Origin of the sequence: Marivirga arenosa (assembly GCF_030503875.2) — a bacterium.
In the GTDB taxonomy this organism is placed as follows: Bacteria; Bacteroidota; Bacteroidia; order Cytophagales; family Cyclobacteriaceae; genus Marivirga; species Marivirga arenosa.
The window spans coordinates 911,182-936,982 of record NZ_CP129968.2 but is presented as its reverse complement, the minus strand read 5'-3'; the positions used below and the strand labels follow the sequence as shown (position 1 = coordinate 936,982).

At 33.8% G+C, this 25,801-nt stretch carries 20 protein-coding genes and 1 tRNA gene; 16 read left to right on the top strand and 5 right to left on the bottom strand.

The window, feature by feature from the left end:
* The first annotated feature begins 1 nt into the window (after position 1).
* The 13 genes from QYS47_RS04020 to QYS47_RS03960 all read left to right on the top strand — a co-directional run bounded on the left by QYS47_RS04020 (position 2) and on the right by QYS47_RS03960 (position 17,799).
* Positions 2-298, top strand: a complete 297-nt coding sequence (locus QYS47_RS04020; RefSeq protein ID WP_302127751.1) for a hypothetical protein — start codon at positions 2-4, stop codon at positions 296-298.
* Positions 299-314: 16 nt separating this feature from the next.
* Entirely contained in the window at positions 315-599 is a 285-nt protein-coding gene (locus QYS47_RS04015) for a cell division protein ZapA (protein WP_308357666.1), read from the top strand.
* Positions 600-649: 50 nt separating this feature from the next.
* On the top strand, positions 650-2,212 hold the full coding sequence (gene rny / locus QYS47_RS04010) for a ribonuclease Y (RefSeq protein WP_322347802.1): 1,563 nt from the start codon (positions 650-652) through the stop codon (positions 2,210-2,212).
* Between the two features lie 231 nt (positions 2,213-2,443).
* Complete coding sequence (locus QYS47_RS04005; protein ID WP_322347801.1) at positions 2,444-3,142, top strand: energy transducer TonB; 699 nt, start codon at positions 2,444-2,446, stop codon at positions 3,140-3,142.
* A 266-nt stretch (positions 3,143-3,408) separates the two neighbouring features.
* Positions 3,409-5,910, top strand: a complete 2,502-nt coding sequence (locus QYS47_RS04000) for a glycoside hydrolase family 3 protein (protein ID WP_322347800.1) — start codon at positions 3,409-3,411, stop codon at positions 5,908-5,910.
* Between the two features lie 51 nt (positions 5,911-5,961).
* Complete coding sequence (locus QYS47_RS03995; RefSeq protein WP_322347799.1) at positions 5,962-8,805, top strand: sensor histidine kinase; 2,844 nt, start codon at positions 5,962-5,964, stop codon at positions 8,803-8,805.
* 19 nt (positions 8,806-8,824) lie between these two features.
* Positions 8,825-9,568: a LytR/AlgR family response regulator transcription factor gene (locus tag QYS47_RS03990; RefSeq protein ID WP_322347798.1), complete on the top strand. Its 744-nt coding sequence runs from the start codon at positions 8,825-8,827 to the stop codon at positions 9,566-9,568.
* Between the two features lie 406 nt (positions 9,569-9,974).
* Positions 9,975-12,920, top strand: a complete 2,946-nt coding sequence (locus tag QYS47_RS03985; protein ID WP_322347797.1) for a BspA family leucine-rich repeat surface protein — start codon at positions 9,975-9,977, stop codon at positions 12,918-12,920.
* A gap of 98 nt (positions 12,921-13,018) precedes the next feature.
* Positions 13,019-14,098 (top strand): hypothetical protein, encoded by a 1,080-nt coding sequence (locus tag QYS47_RS03980; protein WP_322347796.1) that lies wholly within the window; start codon positions 13,019-13,021, stop codon positions 14,096-14,098.
* A gap of 59 nt (positions 14,099-14,157) precedes the next feature.
* Positions 14,158-14,697: a hypothetical protein gene (locus QYS47_RS03975; protein WP_308357675.1), complete on the top strand. Its 540-nt coding sequence runs from the start codon at positions 14,158-14,160 to the stop codon at positions 14,695-14,697.
* A gap of 57 nt (positions 14,698-14,754) precedes the next feature.
* Positions 14,755-15,753: a DCC1-like thiol-disulfide oxidoreductase family protein gene (locus QYS47_RS03970; RefSeq protein WP_322347795.1), complete on the top strand. Its 999-nt coding sequence runs from the start codon at positions 14,755-14,757 to the stop codon at positions 15,751-15,753.
* Positions 15,754-15,800: 47 nt separating this feature from the next.
* Positions 15,801-16,475, top strand: coding sequence for a CPBP family glutamic-type intramembrane protease (locus QYS47_RS03965; protein WP_322347794.1), 675 nt, complete (start codon positions 15,801-15,803; stop codon positions 16,473-16,475).
* A gap of 502 nt (positions 16,476-16,977) precedes the next feature.
* Positions 16,978-17,799, top strand: a complete 822-nt coding sequence (locus QYS47_RS03960; protein ID WP_302127772.1) for a hypothetical protein — start codon at positions 16,978-16,980, stop codon at positions 17,797-17,799.
* A gap of 294 nt (positions 17,800-18,093) precedes the next feature.
* Here the strand turns inward: QYS47_RS03960 and QYS47_RS03955 are convergent, their stop codons facing one another.
* From QYS47_RS03955 to mltG, 5 genes are all read right to left on the bottom strand, one after another.
* Entirely contained in the window at positions 18,094-18,954 is an 861-nt protein-coding gene (locus QYS47_RS03955) for a TlpA family protein disulfide reductase (RefSeq protein ID WP_322347793.1), read from the bottom strand.
* A 217-nt stretch (positions 18,955-19,171) separates the two neighbouring features.
* Positions 19,172-19,256 (bottom strand) — tRNA-Ser (locus QYS47_RS03950).
* Between the two features lie 89 nt (positions 19,257-19,345).
* Entirely contained in the window at positions 19,346-20,275 is a 930-nt protein-coding gene (locus tag QYS47_RS03945; protein ID WP_322347792.1) for a YihY/virulence factor BrkB family protein, read from the bottom strand.
* Positions 20,272-20,676 carry an acyl-CoA thioesterase gene (locus QYS47_RS03940; protein WP_308357680.1) on the bottom strand — a complete coding sequence of 135 codons (405 nt, stop codon included), beginning with the start codon at positions 20,674-20,676 and terminating at the stop codon, positions 20,272-20,274. The genes QYS47_RS03945 and QYS47_RS03940 overlap by 4 nt, the downstream gene beginning before the upstream one ends.
* 2 nt (positions 20,677-20,678) lie before the next feature.
* A complete protein-coding gene (gene mltG / locus QYS47_RS03935) occupies positions 20,679-21,713 on the bottom strand; it encodes an endolytic transglycosylase MltG (protein WP_322347791.1) in 1,035 nt (344 codons plus the stop codon).
* 94 nt (positions 21,714-21,807) lie between these two features.
* Here mltG and QYS47_RS03930 point away from each other — a divergent pair, with 94 nt between their 5' ends.
* The 3 genes from QYS47_RS03930 to QYS47_RS03920 all read left to right on the top strand — a co-directional run bounded on the left by QYS47_RS03930 (position 21,808) and on the right by QYS47_RS03920 (position 25,761).
* Positions 21,808-22,428 carry an L-threonylcarbamoyladenylate synthase gene (locus tag QYS47_RS03930; RefSeq protein ID WP_302127775.1) on the top strand — a complete coding sequence of 207 codons (621 nt, stop codon included), beginning with the start codon at positions 21,808-21,810 and terminating at the stop codon, positions 22,426-22,428.
* Between the two features lie 52 nt (positions 22,429-22,480).
* A complete protein-coding gene (locus QYS47_RS03925) occupies positions 22,481-23,110 on the top strand; it encodes a WbqC family protein (protein WP_302127776.1) in 630 nt (209 codons plus the stop codon).
* Between the two features lie 92 nt (positions 23,111-23,202).
* The gene (locus QYS47_RS03920) at positions 23,203-25,761 is read left to right on the top strand and encodes an ATP-dependent Clp protease ATP-binding subunit (protein ID WP_308357683.1); all 2,559 of its coding nucleotides are present in this window, start codon (positions 23,203-23,205) and stop codon (positions 25,759-25,761) included.
* The last annotated feature ends 40 nt before the right edge of the window (positions 25,762-25,801 follow it).

Here is a 25,801-nt window from a genome sequence, read left to right as displayed (position 1 = left end):
AATGAGTCAAGCAGCTACACATAACGAATTAAATGCCTTAGAAAGGAAAGTTCAATTGCTTTTGAGTGAATATCAAAACGCAAAGAATGAATTGAAGAGTTTAAAAGCAGAAAATGAGGAGTTAAAGGCTGTTTTAAAGCAAAAAGACGAGAAAATTAACGACTTTCAAAATCAAGATAAAATTAGTAAAATTGTAGGAAGTATCGGGAAGAGTGAAGCAGAAGCTTCTGAGATGAAGGGAAAAATTGACGATTACATTAAAGAGATTGATAAGTGTATTTTGCACTTAACAAGATAGATTATAACCGGTTTATATGAGAGAACTTTCAATCAAAATTAAGATAGCTGACAGGGAATATCCTATGACAGTGAAAGCAGAAGAGGAAGAAAGAGTGAGAAGAGCCGGGAAATTAATTAATGAAAGATTAAAATCATATAGAGAGAAATTTGGTATTGATGACAAGCAAGACTTGCTTTCAATGGTAGCTTTTGATGCCATTGTAGATAGATTTGGCATTGAAGATAATTTGAACAGCAATGACGAATCCATTTTAAATAAAATTAAATCTATTGAACATTTAATCAATCAGGCAATCTAAACCCTTCCTTTCAGACTAGAGTCACAACTTCCCATTAAATATAAAGTAAAATGGGAACCATATACATAATCATTTCCGGAGTAGTAGGACTACTTCTAGGCTTTTTGCTCAGCAAAATAGCCCTAAAAAGTCTACTCAGTAAATTAGAGAAAGAAGCGCAAGATAAAGCCGCTTTGATCATTAGAGAGGCAAATATAAATGCTGAAAACACCAAAAAGGATAAGATGCTCGAGGCAAAAGAGCATTTCTTGAAAAAGAAATCTGACTTTGAAGATGAAGTAAGTCAACGTAAAGGACAACTTGCTTCAAACGAAAATAAGCTAAAACAAAGAGAGCAAAACTTATCAAAAGAAATTGAGCAGTTTAAAAGAAAAGAGCATGAAACTCAGAAACTTCAGGAAAATCTTAATGCTCAACTTGATGTAATTGCCAAAAGAAAAGAGGAATTAGAAAAAGTAAGAGAGCAGCAAATTAATATACTAGAAAAGGCTGCTAATTTAACTGCAGACGAAGCCAGAGAGCAATTAATAGAAACGCTTAAAGATGAAGCTGAAACAAAAGCATCTTCTTTAATCAAAGATATAATGGAAGAGGCTAAACTTTCAGCTACCAAAGAAGCTAAGAAAATTGTAATCTCTACCATTCAAAGAACCGCTACTGAGCATGCAGTAGAAAACTGCGTATCGATCTTCAATATCGAAAGTGATGATATTAAAGGTAAAATCATTGGTAGAGAGGGTAGAAATATTCGAGCACTTGAAGCTGCTACCGGAGTAGAAATCATTGTAGACGATACTCCTGAAGCCATTATCATCTCAGGTTTCGATCCTGTAAGAAGAGAGATTGCTAGATTATCATTGCATAGATTGGTTCAAGATGGAAGAATCCACCCAGCTAGAATTGAGGAGATCGTAAATAAGACTACCAAAAACATAGATGAGGAGATCGTTGAGATCGGAGAAAGAACTGTGATAGATTTAGGAATCCACGGATTACATCCTGAATTAATTAAAATGGTGGGGAGATTAAGATTCAGATCTTCTTATGGACAAAACTTATTGCAACACTCAAGAGAGGTAGCAAATATGTGTGCTACAATGGCTTCTGAACTTGGTTTAAATCCGAAGCTAGCAAAACGAGCTGGTCTGTTACACGATATAGGAAAAGTTTGGCCAGAAGAGCCAGAGCAACCACATGCTATCTTAGGGATGGAGTTCGCGAAGAAATTTAAAGAACACCCAGATGTATTAAATGCAATTGGTGCTCACCACGATGAAATTGAAATGACTTCCCTAATCTCTCCTATCGTACAGGCTTGTGACGCTATTTCAGGCGCAAGACCAGGCGCTAGAAGAGAAATCATGGATAGTTACATCAAAAGATTGAAAGAGCTTGAAGAGCTTGCTTTAAACTTTGATGGAGTTAATAAATGTTATGCGATTCAGGCCGGTCGTGAATTACGTGTGATGGTAGATGCTGAAAATGTATCGGATCAAAAAGCAGGCCAGCTTTCATTTGATATCTCACAAAAAATTGAAAAAGATATGCAGTACCCTGGTCAGATAAAAGTTACTGTAATTAGAGAAATGAGATCTGTTTCATACGCCAAGTAAAGATCAATAAAAAATATTATTTAAAGCCATCTCCTTTTGGGAAGATGGCTTTTTTATTTTTAAAGAATCTAAACTCATTTTTCATGACTTAGGTCATGAAAAACCATGATAATTAAACTAAAGTGCTTAATATCTGATACTTAACTACACATAATGATTTAATAATCGTAATTTAAGTATAGAAAATAGTCGTCAGAAGTAGATGTTGTTGAACTTTAAAAGGTAGAAATCATGGAACTCAAGAAAAATCCAAAATATGATATATACCGATTGAAAAATGTATTTTTCAATTTGGGACTAGTCGTTTCTATATCTGCCGTATTTGTCGTATTTCAGTTTAAAACATATGATAATGAAGGTATAGTTGACTTAGGAAACGTAACAGAATTAACACATGAGGTGATCGATATACCTCCTACTACACAACCTCCTCCACCTCCACCTAAGATTCAGTTGCCTGAAATTATAGAAGTGGCTAATGAGGAAATATTGTTGGAGGATATAGAACTGAATATTGATATAGAAATGAATCAAGAAACTAAAATTCAGGAAGTAGAATTTAGTGACGATTTTGGAAACGATGAAGAAGAAGAGGAAGTTGATAAAATATTCATGATTGTGGAAGAAGAGGCTGAACCCGAAGGCGGTATTAAATCATTCTACAATTATGTGGCAGGAGAATTAGCGGATCATTATCCTCCTGCAGCTGCAAGAATGGGAATACAAGGAGTTGTTTACATTCAATTCGTAATCGAAAAAAATGGGACCATAACCCAAGTTGAAGCTGTAAAAGGTATAGGAGGTGGCTGTGATGAATTAGCGGTTCATGTACTCGAGAATTCACCTAAATGGAAACCTGGTAAACAAAGAGGAGTCCCTGTTAGATCAAGAAAAGTAATACCTATTAGATTTATGCTGAAAGATTCTTAAGTGAAATCTAAATTCAGACAGTTTAAAAGAGTTTGGTAAAATATCAAACTCTTTTTCTTTAACATCTCTCCTTATCTAATCAATAGTATTTCTCCATCTACAGTGGAATAAAATAGATAGTCAATAATATTTATTTCATCTTAAAGTCAATTAATAATCTACTTCATTAGTTTAAGAGTTATATCAAGAAATGAACTATATTAATATAAATACCTTGAAAAAATAACTTAACTTCCCCTACTATTATAATCAATTGTAAAACACATATGAACAGACCAATATTTAATTCTGTATCTTTATTATTTACCTTAATCATCCTAATTTCAAGCTGTTCTCAACAGGAAAACACTACTGCTACGGAAAATTCTGAAAATCTCGTGAACCCCCAAGATTGGCCGAGTATCACACCGATACCATTGGATCCCGAAATTGAAGCACAAATAGATTCAATATTGCCAAAACTGACATTGGAACAAAAAGTAGGTCAAGTAATTCAGGCCGACAATGGATCAGTTACCCCAGAAGAAGTAAAGCAATATCGACTGGGTTCTGTGCTTAGTGGCGGTAATTCTGCCCCCGGACCATTACCTTATGCAGATACAAAAAGTTGGCTAGAAATGGCAGACAAATATTATTATGCCTCCATTGATCCAGAAGGAGTAGAAATTGCAATCCCTACTATATGGGGGATAGATGCAGTACATGGGCATGCTAATCTCAAAGGAGCAATCGTGTTTCCTCACAATGTAGGACTTGGCGCTATGAATAATCCTGACCTTATAGAGGAAATTGCTGCCATTACTGCTCATGAACTTACAGTATCCGGTCATGATTGGACCTTTGCTCCAACTTTAGCAGTACCTCAAGACCTTCGCTGGGGTAGAAGCTATGAAGGATTTTCCGAAAATCCGGAAATTGTAAAGTCTTATGCTGACCGAATAGTTTATGGATTGCAAGGTCATATTGGTCAAGATGATTTTATGGGAGAAGGCCGCGTCATTTCCAGTGCGAAACACTTTTTGGCTGACGGTGCTACAGAAAAAGGAGTAGATCAAGGGGATGCCCAAATCAGTGAAAAAGAGCTCATCAACGTTCATGCTGCAGGTTATTATAGCGCTATACCGGCAGGTGTACAAACGGTAATGGCTTCTTTCTCAAGCTGGCAGGGAAGAAAACTACATGGCGACAAAGAATTATTAACAGATATATTAAAAGGACGACTAGGATTTAATGGTTTCGTAGTGGGCGACTGGAATGGTCATGGCCAGGTGCCCGGATGTAACAATACCGATTGTGCACAATCACTGAATGCAGGATTAGACATGTATATGGCTCCCGACAGTTGGAAAGGTGTTTACGAAAGCACCTTAAAACATGTTAAGGAGGGAACAATACCTATGTCTCGTTTAGATGATGCGGTACGTAGAATTCTAAGAGTAAAAATTGCCTCAGGTATATTTACGAAAGGCGCACCTAGCACTCGAAAAAATGCAGGAGATGAAAGTCTTTTAGGACTTCCCCAAAACAGAGCTATTGCACGTCAGGCGGTTAGAGAATCAATGGTTTTACTTAAAAATAATAATAGCATCTTACCCATTGATCCTACAAAAACCATTTTGGTAATAGGTGATGGGGCAGAAAGTATTTCAAAAGCATCTGGTGGCTGGACATTATCGTGGCAAGGCACAGGTCATACTAATGATGAGTTCCCCAATGGCGAATCCATACTAGATGGTATTAAAGAAGCGGTTAATAGTGCCGGAGGCAAGGTGATTTTTTCAGAAAATGGAGATACAACTATTGATGCCGATCTTGTAATCGCTATTTATGGAGAAGATCCATATGCCGAATTCCAAGGTGATAAAGAAAATTTAGACTTTGTACCAAATAATTTTGATGTTAGTAAATTGGCTGAATTTCAAAGCAAAGATATGCCTGTTGTCTCTGTGTTTTTATCAGGCCGTCCTCTTTGGTGTAATCCTGAAATAAATCAATCAGATGCTTTTATTGCAGCATGGTTGCCAGGAAGCGAAGGTGGTGGTGTTTCAGACTTGTTATTTCAAAGAGATTCATCCTTTGATTTTACTGGCCGTTTACCTTTTTCTTGGCCTTCAAGCGCTGTAGTAACAGAAGATGCTGAACCTTTATTCAAATTAGGCTATGGTCTTACTTATAATACTACAAAGGTTATTGATCAACTTTCAGAAGACTCAGGCTTAGAAAATACTGAAGTAAAATCAACAGGAGAATTTTTCAGCAAAGGTATTGCAGTTGCGCCTTGGGGGCTTTGGTTTAAATCAGGAGATTTAGCTAAGCAAATCGCCAGTTTCCCTACGTCTTTTGGCGGCTTGATTATTAGTAAAACTGACCATATGGCGCAAGAAGATGCATTAAAAATAAAATGGACAAATTCTAGCCAAGAGCAAATCCGGATATCTACTGCTCAGCCAAGTGATATGGCTCGACAAGCAAATGGTGCAATGGAGCTTACTTTTTCTGCAAAATCATTTACTGAGGGTAAAGCTCTTGTTCAAATCGGTATGTGTGATTCAAATAATTCTTGTAATAAAACTCTGGAGATTAATATTGAAGCTGGAGACTGGCAAGAATATAGAATAAGCCTAAGTTGCTTTGAAAATCTTGGTGTCGACATGACTAAAATAAGCTCTGCTTTCATGATTACAGCTGAAGAAGGTATTGACATTGGGCTTAGCAACATTCGCTTAGAATCTGATCTTGATGCAAAGCCTGGCTGTGACGGTAAGTAAATTTTATTCCGCCTAAGAGTTGGAGGCTGCATTTTAGAAAACACTTATAGAATGAGTTTAAAGAATCCATCTAGAATAAAGAAGCTTATTTATACAGTACTTTTTTTTGTTGCTTTGACGGGAAAGGCTCAAAACCCTTTCCATTTTAGGCTCGGAAGTGACGAACTCGCGGGTATAGATGTTTATGGCATCAATCAAACACCCGATGGTGTCTATTGGTTTACTACCAATAGAGGATTGTTTAGTTTTGATGGATATGCATTTAAGAATTACCAAAGTCCTTTACAGTTAAGTGCCTCTCTTTTCAATCCGAAAATAGATTATGATGGTAATATATACTGTAATAATCTCAATGGACAAATCTTTAGCGTAAAGAATGATTCTTTAGAGTTATTTCATAGTAACCCTTCTATAGGAAAATATCCAAACTACAACTTCCTTACTGACAACTCCCTATATATCAGGGGATATCAACAATACAGATTAGTAAATAATAAAGAATTAGATAAAAAATACATCTTAACCAATTCAAATACCACAGTGGCAATTACAAAAGATTGCAACAACAACCTCTTGACCCATATTGGTACTGATTCTCTCTTTCGTATCAACTCTCATGCAACCGAAGAATTCAAATTAATAGGCCTTGAAATGACAGATAGAGAAGCACTTTCATTCTTTTGCCACAAAAATGAATTAATTGCTGTTAGTACGGAGGGACAATTATTTAGTGCTAAGCAAATCTCTCCTAGTGAAATAGAATTGAGTAAAATATTTAAACCTGAGGGGAATATTAGTAGAGTTTATAAAACCTCTAACAACGTATGGTTTGCAGACAGAATTCTCGGGGTTAGTTATTACAATATTGAAAGTTCCACCTTGAAATCTATCTTCCTAAAGCAATTCATTTCTTATGTATTTGAAGACACTGATGGTAATATCTTGCTTGGCACCTTTGGTGATGGTATTATAGTTATTCCAAAGGTAAACATCGAAAATGACCTTCTACCAAATATTGATATTACTCATTTCTCTATTGGTAAGAATGGTGAACTTTTTTCAGCAGATAAAGAAGGTAATGTCTACATTTCGAAGGGAGATAAAACCCGTAAAATTTTCAAATCCAGATCTTCTAGAATTGAATTATTAGAGTACTACCCTCTTACTGATAAACTCTATATAGAAGCTGAAAAATTAGCAGAGTACGATGTTGTAAAAAATGAAACTAAGAAGTACAATTTTGGATCAACCAAATCAATATACCCGATTGATAAAAACAAAATTCTCCTTTACAGTACACTCGGTATTATTCTAAAGGAAGATTCAATCTACACTTTTTTAAATACCGATATTGAAAGAGGAAATTCTCTTGCATACAAAGACAGTCTTACACTTTTTGTTGGTAGTCAAAGAGGACTTAAAGATATTAACTTAGAGACAGGTATTTCAAGGGATATCAAGTATAAACAAAAGAGTATAGTAGCGAAAAAATTAGTTTTCTTGGAAACATCACTTTTAGTTGCTAGCTCTAAAGACGGGATACTAAAACTAAATGATGGGACTTTAAACAACTTCATTGATAAGGAATCCGGATTATTATCACATAATATCAATCAAATGAAGACCTACAATGATACCATTTATGTTGCTACTTCAAAAGGCCTTCAAGTGTTTAATCAATTAGGCAAACTAATTGGCAGCGTAGGTATTTCTGACGGGCTTTCCAGCACCCATATCAAGAATTTTCATCTTCATAAAAAACAACTCTACCTACTACATTCTGAAGGAATTCAAAAAATCGCTCTTGAGAATATCTTCATTAATGAAGATAATAAACTAAGCATTAAAAATATTGACATAATAGTCGATAATGAATACGCAGATTATCAAGCAGTTTTCAGTCTACCTTCTTCAACTAATCAATTAGCATTCAAAATATATGCACCTTCTTTAGCAAAGAGCGATGATCTGAGCTATGATTACAAACTATCCGGTATTGATGATGATTGGAAAAATCAATCATATAATGAAAACATCATTGAATATAAACGATTACCACCAGGTAAATACGAATTTGAAGTAATTTTAAAACTGAAAGGTGTAAAACAAGATGTAAGAACGATTGGCTTTATCATAGAAAAGCCCTATTGGCAAACAATTTGGTTTATTTCATTATCAATTTGTCTAATTGTGACCATCTCGTATTTATTCTTCAGGTTTAGAATTAGACGATTAGCAGAAAAAGCTCTCCAATTGAAGGAATTAAACGAGGCCAAACTTCAGGCTTTACAATCCCAACTTGACCCTCATTTTGTATTCAATGCCCTTAATTGTCTTCAAAATATGGTACTTGATGGAAACGTGATCAAAACCAATGATTACTTAGTTAAATTTGCCAATTTAATGAGAACAGTTCTTGAACACTCTAGAAAGAAATTCATCCTTTTAAAAGAAGAAATAGATGTAGTTAAAACCTATCTAGAACTTCAGGAGATCTACTATAAAAATAGTTTTTCTTATCAAATAAATATTGACCCTAACATTGATCAAGAGACCTTTATGTTACCTCCAATGCTTATACAACCTTTTTTGGAGAATGCACTTGAACATGGCATACTTGGAAATGCCGGATTAATAACGCTAGATTTTGAGCTTAGGAATGACTTCATTAATATAAAAATAACAGATAATGGTATAGGATTATCAGAAGCCAAAAAAAGAAAAAATGAGGAGCACAAATCTATTGGTACTGATATTATTAGAGAAAGAATAAGTAACTACAATGAAAAATATTTAACCAACTTAAAACTTTTAATTTATGAATTAAAAGATGATAATGAGGGAGTTATTGGAACGAGAGTTGAGTTAAACGTACCCTATGAAATAGCTTTTTGATAAAAAGATAGTCACCAATATGCGCACAGTTATAATTGACGATAATGAACCTACTCGTAAGAAGATAAAAACATTGCTTAGTTTATATACTCCTGAAATAGATATTATTGGAGAAGCTGATGGTGTTGAAACTGGATTTAAATGTATTAATAATACTAAACCAGAACTTGTACTGTTGGATATTGAAATGGGTGATGGAACAGGATTTGACCTACTTAACTTATATAAGAATCCGGAATTTGTAGTTGTATTTATAACAGCTCATGATGGTTACGCAATAAGAGCATTTCAGAGTAGCGCTATAGGTTACATATTAAAACCTATTGATTCATCAAACTTAATTGATACAATAAACAAGGCAAAAGAACAAAGCACACTGCTCAACAATGAATTAACAATTCAAACTCTACTAAAAAACACGAAATCTAACAAAAAACTTGAAAAACTAATATTGTCTGATGCTGAAAACTTCTACTTGATAGACATTTCAGATGTTATTAGATGTGAATCAGAGAGCAACTACACACGTTTTCACCTAGTAGATAATCAAAGAATACTGATTGCTAAAACAATGAAATCTTATGAAGAAATTCTTGAAGCAAATGGATTCTTCAGAGTACATAGATCTCATCTAATTAATCTGAACTATTTTACCCGACTTGATAAGAAAGATGGTGGAACAATTTTTCTCAAAGATGGTAGTGATGTTCCACTAGCTACTAGACGTAAGAATCTTTTAATTGAGGCTTTAAGTAAGCTTTAGTTAATTTTTGAAGCCATTAAATAAAAATCTTATAGTGTTGGAATCAATATATTTGGTACATATTAAAACTATCCTCTAGAATCATTAAGATTAATAAAAATCAGTATTTATCTTCTTTATCTCATCACTTCTCAAAACACTAACTCGAGATAAACTAACACTAAATCAATAAACTCTAGCGCTTACTAGATAGCTAAAATATAGCGAAAAGTCCTTCATAGATTTGTTTTGTGAATGCAAACTAAAGCTTGAATTCTATCATTAATTACAGCCTATTATAAGAAATACTTCTCATAAGTATTAGGAAAGAGGGTAAACACCTACCAGCTTCATCTTATTTAGGACAATCCATTAATGCACTGATAATCAAGCTAAAGCCAGCTTATTTTAACAAACACTTTAAATTATGAAAACAAACTCAAGGCTAAACTTACTTCTTTTTCTAATCTCGATCTTGATATTTACTAATTGTAAAAGAGATGAGGAGGGTATAGATGCTATCATCACTATAAGTGACACATCTCTAAGTATAGATGAAAACAGTAATGAAGATGTCATAATTGGTTCTATAAATGCCAGCACCTCTTTTGGTGAAATTATCTTTTCAATAGACTCTCAGTCTCCTGAAGGCGCTATCGAGATTAATCCAGCCACGGGAGAAATTAATATAGCTGATGCCAGCATTTTCGATTTTGAAAACCATCAAACCATAACTGCAACTGTTTCGGCTGCTGTAGAAGATGAGTCAGAATCAGCTAATCTTATAATTACTATCAATGACATGCCAGAAACAGTCACCACTTCAAGCTTCATAATAGATTTAGATGAGAATCCTGATGCTAATATAAGTATCGGGACGGTTTCGGCTATAACTGATGGCAACGTTGATTTGGTGTATAATCTTTTACCGGACTTAAATGGCAATGCCTTAGCTATAGATGAAAATACAGGTGAGCTATCTGTTGCAAAACCTAGTGATTTTGACTACGAAATAAATCCAATACTAATGGCTTATTACCAAGCTGAAAATGGAGTGGTGACTGCAAAGGATACCATTATTATAAATCTAAAAGATATAACCGAAACAATTAATCTAGCTCCATTTTCTACGACCATTAATGAAAACCCAAGTACTGATCAAGTACTTGGCACTGTTACTGCATCATCAGATGCTGGGGCCACACTTACTTACTCAATTTTGAGTAGTGAAGATGCAACAGCCTTTAATATCAATAATACTACAGGTGAACTCAGTGTAGCTGACCCTATTCAGTTTGACTTTGAGACAAAACCAAAATTAACAGCCAGTTATGAAGTGAGTAATGGGACTGTAAGAGCACAAAGTACCATAACAGTAAATTTGAATGATGTAGCTGAAGCCATTACAGCCTCTCCTTTTACAGCTACTATAGATGAAAACCCTGCAGCTAACCAAGTGTTGGGATCAGTTAATGCCACTTCTTCGGATGGAACTAGCTTAACTTATTCCTTAGTAGCAGATGGAGACGCTTCAGCATTTGCGATAAACACTAGTTCTGGAGAATTAACTGTAGCCGATATAGCCAAATTTGACTTTGAAACCAATCCTACATTAACTACCATCTACGAGGCTACTAATGGAACTACAACAGCACAAGGTAGTATTACTATAACTTTGAATGATTTAGCAGAGGGAGTAACTGCTAATGCATTTACAGTGACTATAGATGAAAATCCTGCTGCTAATCAGGTGTTGGGAAAAGTAAGTGCCACTACTGCAGATGGTACTAGTTTAACATATTCCTTAGTAGCAGACGGAGACGCTTCGGCATTTGCTATAAACGCTAGTTCTGGGGAATTGACTGTAGCCGATGTGGCTCAGTTTGACTTTGAAACTAATCCAATACTTACGGCCACCTATGAGGTGAGTAACGGAACTGAAAGTGCACAAGGTAGCATAGCAGTTAATTTGAATGATGTTAATGAAACAATAACAGCTAATGATTTTACAGTTACCATAGATGAAAATCCTACAGCAAGTCAAGTAATAGGTATTGTTTCTGCTTCTTCTGCCAATAATGCTACGCTAACATATTCCATGGTTAGTGGAGATGATGCTACTGCATTTGCGATTGATGCTAATTCTGGTGAACTAACTATTGATGATGTAGCTCAGTTTGACTATGAAAGTAAAACGAGTTTAACAGCCAACTATGAAGTGAGTAATGGTACAACATCAGCACAAGCTAGTATTACTGTTAATCTGAATGATGTATTCGAAACTATCATTGCAAACCCCTTTGAGGTTACCATAGATGAAAATCCTACTAATAATCAAGTACTTGGCGTCTTGAGTGCCACTGCAGATGGGGCTCCCACATTTACCTATCAACTCCTTGGTAATTCACCTTTTAGTTTAGACCCCAATACAGGAGAACTAAGTGTGGCAAATAGCTCAAAGTTTGACTACGAATTAAATACTGTTTTATCAGCTACATATTCTGTTAGCGGTACTGCAAGCAATGGTTCTTTAGGTGCCACTGGTACTATAACCGTAAACCTTAATGATGTTTTTGAAGCTGCTCCAGGTTCAATTCCATTCATAACCACTTGGCAGACTTTAACCTCCAATGAAACCATTATTATCCCCACAAATCCGAATTATGGAACTCCTGTTTACAATTATACTGTAGACTGGGGAGATGGAACAATTGAGAGTGGTCTAAATTTTAATCCTACCCATACCTATGCATTGCCAGGAACTTATACTGTTAGTATTACAGGAAAATTTGCTGCTATACACATAAGTAATGCTGCAATAAAAAGCCGTTTACTATCCATTGAACAATGGGGTAATATAGAGTGGAGGTCAATGGAGAACGCTTTTTGGGGCTGTCAGAATCTTTCCTATAATGCCACAGATACTCCCGACCTATTACGTGTAAGGAATATGAATTATATGTTTGCTAGCAGCTCATTTAATGGCGATATAAGTAATTGGGATGTTTCTCTAGTTACTAGTATGGAAGGAATGTTCACTTTTAATACTGCTTTTAATCAAGATATATCTTCTTGGGATGTAAGTAACGTAACTAGTATGAGATTTATGCTTGATGGTGCTAATGCTTTTGATCAAAACCTTGGAAATTGGAATCTTTCTAGTGTAACAGATATGTCCAGAATGCTCTATAATACCAATATTTCTATCTCAAATTATGATGCTATTCTGAATGGCTGGGCCAATGGAGCTAATACGCCATCTAATATCACGCTTGGAGCTGATGGACTTACCTATTCTCCCACTGGAGCAGTTGGAAGAGACAAATTGATTAACCAGTTCAATTGGGTTTTCGATGGTGATTCGCCCCAATAAATAATTCAAATAACAACTTATTTAACAGAAGGCAGCGCCTGCTGCCTTCTGTTTACACTATAACATTCATATTATTATCTATTTAAATTTTTATAAAAATGAATTATTTACGTTTATCAATGATCACTTTAATTACCATATTTTCTTTTCAATTACGAGGAATTGCACAAGAAATTCTTAGCCAAAGTGAAGAGATAAGAAACATGAAAATTGGGGAGTATAATGTGTATCGTGTCATTCTTCAAGAGAATGGAAGCGCCACTTTTGAAAGCTTTGACTATGTGGATGCAATCACCGAAAAGAAACCAGAAAAAAACTTTCCTAATGAACACTTTCAAGTATTGGGAAAACTACAAAACTCAAGTGCTTCATTCTTACCCGATAACTGGGCATTTCCTGCCACCTACATACAGAAAGGATATGAAGGCAATAAGCAGATGCAAGAAGACTTTGGCTATATTCCTCAGAAGATCCATAAAAATGATAATCATGAAGAAAGAGTAGTGTATTTAAATGGATGGATTTTTAATCTATCTGATTGGAAAAATAAAGATGATTATACCCTTTGGACTATTTCCATTCCAAAATTATCGAATGAGGAAAGAGAAGCACTGAAAGAAAAGCAAAAAGCAGAAGAGAATATAAATGACAAAAAGAAAAAAGGCTTGAAAGGTAAACTTCTAGCTTTACAAGAAAGTGCAATGAGCCCAGAGTATCGAGCGCTACATAATGCAAATGCACCGAAGATGCTACAAGATTATTTAGATGCTGCTTTTGCCAAGCAAGAAAAAGAATATGCTGCTTGGATTAAAAATCCGGGGAATGCGAAGTTTGTAGAAAATGTAGAGTTAATCAGAGAAACCATGATTAAATTCTATAAAAAGGATAAAGAGGAATATTACAATTCTGAAGAATACAGGCGTATAAAGGCGAATAATGAAGCAGCAGACCAAGCAAGAGCAAATAGTACAGTAACTCTTAAAAATGAATCGGGTGGAACTATTTGTGTGACCACCGGAGGAAGCTCAAAAACCATTGGGCCAGGCGGTTCTTCCTCTTTCCAATGTAGTAAAGACATATACTATGGGCAGATGAATGGAAATACTTGTAGTACTACAAAAGGGAGTCTAATTGTGAGTGCCAACCAAAGTTGTGGAGATACAATTACAGTACTATAATCACGCTAAAATAATTTCTCTTAATACTTCTGTGTGTTGTTAATACAAATTCTTTTACAATGAACTTCTCTAAAAAAGACAAAATTGAAATATTTGAAAATGCGATAAGCTGGGTTGTAGTTATGGCCATGTTCATTTACGGTGGGGGGAAAATGGTGCAATTTGTGGATGCTGTTGATCCTAGCAAAACGGTAGCCGAGATGACTGGCATGGAATTGATGTGGGCCTTTTACAGCTATTCAAAGTCATTTGTAATTACTTTAGGAATTTTTGAAGTAATAGGAGGAGTTTTGATTCTGATTAAAAGAACTAGATTACTAGGTTGCTTATTTATAACCGCTATTCTTTTTAATGTCATTCTTCAAGACATCTATTTCGGAGTTCACTTAGGAGCTTTAAAAGCTGCAATACTATATCAAATTTTGATATTGATTATTCTGTGGCTGAACAAAGAAAAAATAATCAAAAGTATAAAGATTTTAATGACCTCTGAACAAAGAGCGACTCAAACTAAGAGGAAAGTTTTTACAAAGTTGCTATTGGCGTTCGGAATCTTTGTTGTCGTAAGAGTTTTTGAATACTACATCACTATCCCTTAAAAAAATCAGAAATAGATACTCAAAACTCTCAAGCATTTGAGCCCTAAAAGCTTTACTATGAAATCAATAATCGCAAAATTCACAGATAATAAATATTCGATAGTTTTACTCTTTTTTTTGTGGAGTAAGTATATTTTTTATACAAAATTTGGATTGCATTATTTTGATTATAACCAAGGGGATAGTGAATTTTTAGCAAAACTAGTATATTCAATAAACCCACTGCAATTAGACTTATTCATTCTATTATGTTTATTTATTCAAAAAAGGATCTTCTACTTTATAGGTATTGTTCTTTGTTTAGTACAGATTGTTCTCTCCGACTCTGTTAGCATTCAACATCATATTGCTTCATGCTGTATATTCATCTGGATATTTGTTAATCAGCTTAACCTCAAGAAGCCTCAACTACTTTTTGGACGAATTATAGGTAGTTTTATTTTAGCGGGAGCTCTTTTTACAAATTTAACGCCCGACTTGTTTAGTACAGAGCACAAATCGGAGTTTCTAAACGTCATCAGTGAGTTTGTAAATATACCGTACTTAAATCTAATTGTTAAAACTACTGTTGTAGTTTTATCTTTCACATTTTTACTCTTGGGGTTAAGTGCTTCATTACCAATAGCAACTGCATTTGGCATAGTAGTTTCGATATCATTTGGAATATTCGATGTTTTAGGACCAATAATAGGACTCATGCTGACTTTAGTAATCTTGAAATTTCATAAGACTACTATTCTCACAGTATATTTTGACCAAAATTGTGGTATCTGCATGAAAGTTTACAAAATCTTCGAAACACTTAATTCGAGCTATTTAAAGCTATCCTTATTACAGGAAGCTAATAATGAGATTAATCAAGAGATGGCCTACACTTACATAGCCTCAAAAAGTATGGAAAAATCTTATTACGGCTATGATACTTACCATGAAATTCTTTCTAGAATTCCTGTTTTTTCATTACTGTACCCGATCATGAAGCTGGAACTAGTATCAAAAATAGGGCGGAGTATTTATCGGAAAGTAGCAAATAGTCGTACATGTAAAATTTCTTAAAATATACTGCTGCAACTCTTAAGTTGGCTTTTATTACGAACAAACAAATGAACATTATTAAATTTATAAGAAATCCAAAAGAAAAAATTGAGAAAGACCAATCAATCTTTCAAATGATATTGGAATTCATTGTGCTTTTCTTTTTATGTATAGGTTTAGGAGCCATTGCATTGTTTTTAACAGAACTACTAAGGAATTCGGGACTCATTCCACAATATGTTAGAGAATATGACGAAACGACAAAGGCTATAAGAAGCAATATTTTATTTGTTGCAATTCTTTTTCCGATCATGGAGGAATTAGCCTTTAGACTTTACTTACTTCGAAGTAATTTAAATATTTTTATCTCTAGTTTATTTATAACACATATGATTTCTTCGGCATTTATTTTTCAAACATCTTCCTTTTCGTTGGAGGAATATGGAGTGCTGAGAACTGTAATTAGTTTTTCTACTGCCTTCTTGGTCTTGCTTATTTATAGAAGCAAAACAATTTCATTAGGATTTAAGTCACTGTATTTTACCTCAGCATTTTTTTTTGGACTAGTTCATATCTATAATTACGATTATACAAATTTTCAAATATTTATATTCGCTATCCTTATTTGTACACCTCAAATTATTGGAGGTTTTATCTTTGGATATACAAGGATAAAATATGGTATAGTTGGAGCTATAATTTTACACGGATTAGTAAATGGAGTACCACAAATGATTTTATAACAAAATGCCAACAATATGTGCTATAGTGCATAGCGGGTTCAGTAAGATTTTGGAGCTTTATCATTCGCCCGTATTTCGGTGCTATTTTGAAAGTTAAATCTCAAGTAATCCGCTACGACACCAAACACCAACCGTTATTAACCCTTTTATCTAAGTCAATTCTTTAATTTTATTAATAAATATATAGTTAGTATTATTTCAATTTTTCTCTTTAGCTGTTCCTTCGGCAATGCGCAGAGCCCTATCCTAAGGCCTGATTTCATTAATGTAATAGGTGATTCTTCACAAATAGATTTAATTTGGAATGAATTAAATTCTTTTTTCTCAGAATTAGAAAAAGGAGATATAAATGAAAGTATGCTTGTTAGCAAAAATAAAAAACTTACTATTGCTACCCTTAATCAACTGGTCAATTGGGAGAATAAAAAAAACGGAATATCCCAAAAACAGCTAATGAATTTAAAACCGACCGCAGCTAATGAATATTTAATTACAATAGGTTATGTATCTACTTTTTCATAATACATATATAAATAAATACATAGTAGATCTTAAAGCCATTTTTAAAGAAGGCAGAGTGCTTTTCTCTATTCCTTTACAATACTACACCCGTTATTGGAAGAAGGAGCAAGTGGGCAATATAACCTATTACTTTAGGGATAAGTTAAATAAAGAAAATGCTCAACTATTTGTTATTAAAAATAGAATAATAGCAGAAAAATTTGGGCTTCAGCCTGAGGACTTTGAGTTTTACCTCACTGATAATTACCAGGAGATTTTACAACTCAGAGGTTTTCGGTATTCAGTTAATGCAAATGTAGATTACATGGATGGTTATGGGGTGGTAGACAATACTATTTTTGCAGTTGGGGGTAATGAAGACTTTTCGCATGATTTAGTTCATTATTATTCCAAGAAGGTGAATAATAACCGAAATTGGTTAGCTGAGGAAGGTACTGCTTACCTTTGGGGAAATGCCTATTATAATCAGGGAAATGGGCATACAATAAGTATGGATCAACTTCACAAAGAATTTACTATTTACATGAAAAACAATTCTGATAAGGATATACAAAAGTTATTTATTGAAGATGATAATATTATGAATCATATATCACCTTATATATCAATACGATCTTTCATAAGTTCCATTATAATAGATACTATCGAACAAAAACATGGCAAAAATGGTGTTTTACAATTAATAAACTCTGGAAACAGTCAACCGCTGAATAATTTTCTGACCATTACAGATGAGCTAATCGATTTCAATAAAGAAAATTTTGAATCCGAGATAAGAAAATACCTGCACCTGGAGGATTAGCAGCTTTAGAAGCTAAGCAGTATTCTCAATTGGGCTTAGCAATATTCGCTTAGAATCTGATCTTGATGCAAAGCCTGGCTGTGACGGTAATTAGGGGTTTTTCTGTATAAAGCGCGTTTTGTACTTGTGTGAAATAGGTGGAAACTCTCCTTAATGGAACAAGGAAAATGGTCAAGAATATCCAATTGACCAATAAAAGATACACCCATTCACTTATTTAAAAAGATAATCTGATTTGGAATTTAGAAAGAGTTTGAATAGTCATCAAACTCTTTTTTATGCTTCTTTGGTATATCATTTTGATTTAGCAATTTCATTTAAAAGCTTATTTAATATTTCATTTTTATATTCTGATTTATACCCACTAAAGTATTTTTTCATTTCTCCTTCCGAATTAAAAATAATGAAGAAAGGATATGATTTTAAATCCATACTTTTCAATAAGCGATTATTCACATCTACGTATATTTTGGATTTGTCAGTTATGAATTTATAATTTATTATGGAATCTAATGCTAATGACTTTAATGAATTAGATTGATATAAATAAATGTGATGAAAGCTATTATATGAACCTAAATCATCTTCCATTTCCTGAATAGAGGCAATACATGGTTTACACGTTTCATTCCAGGTTTCAATTAACACTGGCTTCCCTTGAGTATCTATATGGACAGTATCTTTCAGATAATTTATAAATTCATATTCTAACAACAAATCAGGTTTCCTGATGTAATCATATTCTTTGCTGAAATTTGAAAAGCTTGATTCTTCCTCCTTTAATTCATCCTTAAAAATAAAAGCTATTATGATAAAAAGTATAAAAATATGGCTGCGCAATAATTTTAATTCCCCAAATAATAGAAGAATAATAAACATGAAATAAATCCAAGTAATTGGAAAAAGTATCAATTCATCAATGGGCCGGATTATAATAGTTGCTACCATATAGAATGTAGGACCTATCAATAATACCCCTTTATTAATCATTTGCTTATATTTCAAAAATAGAATTATATATGCTGTAAATAAAAAGGTGAGCAATCTTGTAAAATCATTGGCAATATCAATCTGCAATAAGCCTAATCCCCATAATGGAATAAGAAGCAATGAATAGAATACTTGAAGTAATTTAGATTTAAAGTTTGGATTCAATTGTAATGGATTTAATGGCTAATAAATACTATTAATAAGTTTCAATAATTATACCATATTCGAAAATCACAAGGGTCAAATACAAAAATCCATTATCAAATAGCTTTTGAAATTCTTATCAACGATTATGCACTCTCTTAAAATAATTCAAATCTTAAAGCTTTATTTTGAGCATAAAAAAACCCTGATAGTTTTCGCTATCAGGGTTTTTGTTTTGCAGAGGCGGAGGGATTCGAACCCCCGGTACCTCGCGGTACATTGGTTTTCAAGACCAACGCAATCGACCACTCTGCCACGCCTCTAAATAATAAGAATGATTCGTTTTGCGCGAATCGGACTGCAAATGTATGCGAAAATATTTTTTGTGCAAACGTATTTTTAAAAAATATTTTCAACAATCAATTTTATTCTCTTTTGCCTTGTCTAAAGTCACATTTAACTCTAGTCCAATTATTAAAAATAAGGATAAAAACGAGAACCAAATCATAATCGCAATAAGGGCTCCAATAGACCCATATAATTTATTATAGGTTCCGAAATTATTAATGTAAAACGAAAAGCCAAAAGAGGCTGCTAAACATAAAAAAGTAGCTAAAATAGAACCAGGATTAAAAAAATGCCATCTCTTATGAATGGCAGGTGCCCAATAATAAATCACCGAAATAGCAATTTGGAATAAGAAAAAGATAACTAAAAACCGTAACCCTATAAATATGTAAACTTCTAAGTTGTCATTTATTATGCCAAAATCTTCAAGAAAAAAAATGATCTGTTGTGCTACAATTAATAATAGAATAGAAGCTACAAGTACAAAGGCTAATAGGAAAGTCAGGCCAATAGCAATGGCTTTTGCTTTGATAAACCCTCTACTATCCTTTGTTCGATAAGTCTGATTAAAGGCAGTCATCAGTGCACTTGTTCCGTTCGTTGCAAAATACAATGCAAAAATAAAACCGACAGAAAGTAAGTCTCCTCTCGACTTTGACAAAATATCAATGATGGTTGATTGAGCAACTTCGTAAACAGATGCCGGCATGGTTTCTTCTAACAAGCCCATGACCTCCATCTGTAAATTATCTATCGGCAAATAAGGGATAAGTGTGAATAAAAATATTATCGCAGGAAAAATGGCCAGAGTAAATTGAAAGGCGACATTATTGGCTCTTTCTATCAAATTATGATCCCCTAACTCATTCAAAAATATCTTGACAAGAGTAAAATAGGAAACACCACTCCTTTTCAAACGCTTTCTTTTTAAGAAATGAATTAAATTCCTTAAAAAGCCAATAGACATTATGATTCTTAAATATTTAAACTTCATTTAAAATAGGGATTCATAATTTTAGCTAAAATTTCAGGCATTTTACAAGGTTTCCCTGTATTTCTATCTACAAACACTAAAACTGTATATCCTTTATGAATTAACTTCTCTTCTTTATAAAGTTCATATTCATATCTGATTCGGGTATCAGGTAATTTAGGGATTGACAATTTAATAGTCAATTCATCATCATATCGAGCAGGTCTTAAATATTTCGAATAATTTTCTAACACAGGCATTATCACCCCTTCCTCCTCAATTTCTCGGTAAGTTAAACCAAGGCTACGAATAGATTCAGCCCTGGCTACCTCAAAATAAGTAGCGTAATTACCATAATAAACATAACCCATTTGGTCCGTTTCCGCATAGCGGACTCTCATTTTATGCTCAAATTGATACATAATTATCTATAAATATTTGAACGATTCAATGCGTTTTGATAAGCTCTGGCATTAATATTATGCTGCCTTAAATTAGTGGCAAAAGTATGATATCCAGAAAAATCAGGCTTCGCACAGAAATAAAGATAATTATGATCATCGGGATTCAAAACTGCATCAATTGATTCTATTTCAGGTAAATTAATTGGCCCTGGTGGTAAACCTCTGTATTTATACAAATTGTAGGGAGAATCTACCTCTTTATGAACATTTAGCACTCTTTTAATAGTAAAATCACCCACTGCATATACTAAAGCAGGATCTGCCTGAAGTGCCATATTTCGCTCCAGTCTATTTAAATATACTTCAGCAATTTTTGGTCTTTCATCTGACTGAACACTCTCTGCCTGAACGATAGAAGCTAAAGCACTTACCTCTAAAGGCGTTAGACCTAATTTTTCTGCTTTTTGTTTTCTTTCGTCTGTCCAGAACCTTTGATATTCGGCATACATTTTATCAAATAAGGCTTGCTCTGAAATAGTATAATACACTTCATAAGTATTAGGAATGAACATACTCATGATGTTTTGCTGATTAAAACCATATGCAGTAATCAATGAATCATTATTCAATAACTTCAGAAACTGAGCTGAATCTGCCTGAAGATTATCCGTAATTTTGCCTGCTAAATCCGGTTTTAATCTAACATTATTAAAAGTAGTAGAGGTAGGAACCTGATTACCTGCCCTAAGCATTCTTACTGCTTGAAGATTGGTCATATCCTTTTTCATCAAATACAAACCCGGCTTCATATTCTCTTGGTATTCCAGAATTTTAGCCACAAAACTAAAGGACAACATATCATTTACAATTCCTCTATCATACACCATATCCTGCAAATCCTTGAAATCCATATCCTCTTCTATCAAAATAATTTCATCTCCCTTTTCCACTAAAATATTTTCAGAGAAGAACACTTGATAGAAGTAAAAGACAAAGGATGTTAGTAAGATAGAAAACACTACTACAAAACCTATTAAAAATTTATTTCTATTCATACACTTATTGATTTCTACATTTTAAAATGCAAATTTAGAAATTTTGTTTGGGCTAGAACTATCTTAATTCACTTCAAATTGATTATAATTGTATATGGCTGCAGAATTTATAAAATTATTTGAAGAAAATCCTGATCCTAGGAAAATCAAGCACATAGTTGAGCGATTAAAAGATGGTGCCGTTGTCATCTACCCTACTGATACTATTTACGGATTAGGCTGTGATTTAACCAATAGAAAAGCCATTGATAAACTATGCTGGGTAAAAGGAATAAAGCCAGGAAAGATTAATTTGTCTTTTATATGTGAAGATATGAGCCATATCTCTGATTATGTAAAAAACCTGTCTACTCCTACCTTCAAAATCATGAAGAAAAATTTACCGGGCCCTTTTACATTTATTTTACCTGCAAACAGTAATGTTCCTAAAATCGTAAATGCGAATAAAAAAACGGTTGGGATAAGAATCCCTAACAATAATATTCCTATTGAAATAGTGAAAAGTTTAGGAAACCCCTTGATTTCGACCTCAATTCGTGAAGATGATGACATAGTGGAATACCCAACTGATCCTGAAAAGATTTATGAGAATTTTAAAAATCTTGTGGATATCGTGATTGATGGTGGTTATGGTAAAAATATCCCATCTACCGTTATTGACTGCACTGTTGAGCCAGCAGAAATTATCCGTGAAGGACTAGGAGAGGTTCAATAATCCTATTTCTCAACTCTTTATTTTTCAAATCAACTTGGAAAATCACATATTCATGGAAAACTCCATATTAATAGACTTACAATACCTTCCTTCTATTGCTTTTTTTTCTGCTATTGAAGGTCAAAATGAATTAATTCTTGAAGCAGAGGAATATTTTGAAAAGCAAACCTACAGAAATAGGTGTCATTTATTATCCTCACAGCAAATTGAAGTATTGACTGTTCCACTCTTTGGCGCAAATAAAAAAATTAAAAGCAAGGATATTAAAATAGATAATTCTCAATCTTGGAATAAAAAACACTGGAGAACCATTCAAACCTGCTATGGTAAATCTCCTTTTTTCGAATTTTTTGCTGAAGAATTTAAATCCATCTATGAGAAGAAATATAATTTGTTATGGGATTTAAATTTTGATTTACTGACAATCTGTCTCAAAATCACAAATCAACCTATAAAAATTACCGAATCAGTCAGCTATAAAAAAAGTGTTTCAGGAAACGTTATAGACGCCAGATCGTTAATACATCCTAAAAAAGCCAATTTTTTAAACAAATTTTATAAGTCCATTCCCTATGGCCAAAGTTTTGGCAATGAATTTGAGTCAAATTTAAGTGTATTGGACTTGATCATGAATGAAGGACCAAACACAAAAACTGTTATTAAACAGTCAAAAATTAAATAAATTAAACCTTAAGTTTTTTATTTAGTTTTTATAATAGTTACATTTAATTATGTCTTCGGACATATAATTTTAGAATATCGAGCAGTAAGCATATGGAAGCAAAATTTTCAAACAGAGTTAAAGAGGTTATTTCTTTAAGCCGAGAAGAGGCTTTAAGATTGGGCCACGACTATATAGGTACAGAGCACTTACTTTTAGGAATGGTAAGAGAAGGTGAAGGTGTGGCGATCAGTCTTTTGAAAAAGCTTGGCGTTTCGCTCGATGAACTTCGTGGCGAATTAGAAAGAAGTACAAGAGGAACTGCTACAAATAATGTTAAAAACTTAGCAAATATTCCTCTTACGAAGCAGTCTGAAAAAGTATTAAAAATTACTTATTTAGAAGCAAAGATTTTTAAAAGTCAATTAATTGGTACTGAGCACTTATTACTTTCTATTCTTAGAGATGAGGACAATATTGCCTCTCAAGTAATGGAGAAGTTTGATGTTAATTATGACGTTATTAAAGAGCTTTTAGAATATCAAACACAAAATCCTATGGCATCTTCTGATACTGAGGACAGCGATGAGGATTCTGGTAAAATTTTTGGCGGAGGTTCAAGAGAATCCGGTAGTTCAGGAGGATCGAAATCAAGTGAAAAATCTAAAACACCTGTTTTAGATAATTTTGGCCGTGATTTAACCAAAATGGCAGAGGAAGATAAGCTTGATCCTATTGTAGGCCGTGAAAAAGAGATTGAACGGGTAGCCCAAATTTTATCAAGAAGAAAGAAAAACAACCCAATCTTAATTGGTGAGCCAGGTGTTGGTAAAACAGCCATTGCTGAAGGTCTTGCTTTAAGAATTATTCAAAGAAAAGTATCAAGAGTACTCTTCAATAAAAGAGTAGTTACCTTAGACCTTGCTTCATTAGTGGCGGGTACCAAATATCGTGGACAGTTTGAGGAGAGAATGAAAGCTGTAATGAATGAATTGGAGAAATCTCCAAATGTCATTCTATTTATTGACGAGCTTCATACTATAGTTGGCGCTGGTGGTGCATCAGGATCATTAGATGCGAGCAATATGTTTAAGCCAGCTTTAGCAAGAGGCGAAATACAATGTATTGGTGCCACAACTTTAGATGAGTATCGTCAATATATTGAAAAAGACGGTGCATTAGCAAGACGTTTCCAAATGGTAATGGTAGATGCTACTACTCCTGAAGAAACAAAAGAGATATTAGACAATATTAAAGATAAATACGAAGATCACCATAATGTAAATTTCACTAGCGAGGCTATTGATGCGTGTGTGAAGTTAAGTGATCGATATATCTCTGATAGATTCTTGCCTGATAAAGCAATTGATGTGATGGATGAAGCTGGGGCTAGAGTTCACTTAAATAATATCCATGTTCCAGATTCAATTGTTAAGTTAGAAGCTTCAATTGAGGACATCAAAAAAGAAAAGAATAAAGTTGTAAGAAGTCAGAAATACGAAGAAGCAGCTCGATTAAGAGATACTGAGAAAAAGCTTATTGAGGACTTAGAAACTGAAAAGAGAAAGTGGGAAGATGAAACCAAAGCAAAGCGATATACCGTAACGGAAGAGAATGTTGCTGAGGTAATTGCTATGATGACTGGCGTTCCTACTAAACGCGTGGCTGAAAACGAAAGCGTTAAACTTAAAGGAATGGCAGATGACCTTCAAGGTCATGTAATTGGTCAGGATGAAGCAATTCAAAAACTTTCAAAAGCAATTCAAAGGACCAGAATTGGATTGAAAGATCCTAAAAAACCAATTGGTTCATTCGTTTTCTTAGGCCCAACTGGTGTTGGTAAAACTGAGTTAGCAAAGGTTTTATCTACTTATTTATTCGATAAAGAGGATGCTCTAATCAGAATTGATATGAGTGAGTATATGGAGAAATTCTCCGTATCAAGACTAGTGGGTGCGCCTCCGGGTTATGTTGGGTATGAAGAGGGTGGTCAGCTTACTGAAAAAGTAAGAAGAAAACCTTATTCGGTAGTTTTATTAGATGAGATTGAAAAAGCTCACCCTGATGTGTTTAACCTATTGCTTCAAGTATTGGATGATGGGATCCTTACTGACGGTTTAGGAAGAAGGGTAGACTTTAGAAATACAATTATCATCATGACTTCAAATATTGGAGTGCGTGATCTTAAAGACTTTGGTGCTGGAATAGGATTCTCAACAGCCGCAAAAGAGGAGAACTCTAATGAGGTGATGAAATCAACCATTCAAAATGCCTTGAAAAAAGCATTTAGTCCTGAATTCCTAAATAGATTGGATGATGTTATTGTATTTAATAGTCTTGAAAGAGAGCACTTACATAAAATCATTGATATTTCATTGAAAAAAGTATTTGACAGAATGCTTTCTTTAGGATATGATATTGATTTAACTGAAGCAGCTAAAGACTTCTTATCTAAGAAAGGATATGATCAACAATATGGCGCAAGACCATTGAACAGAGCTATTCAGAAATATTTAGAAGATTTAGTAGCGGAAGAAATATTAAATGAAAAAATAAAAATTGGCGATTCCATCATAGCAGATCACGATGGCAAGAGCGAACACCTCTTCATCAAGCAGAAGAAAAAGAAGAAGGACGATAAGAAAGAAAATAAAAAAGAGGATACGAAATAATAAAAGAGACCGATAGAAATATCGGTCTTTTTTTATGACT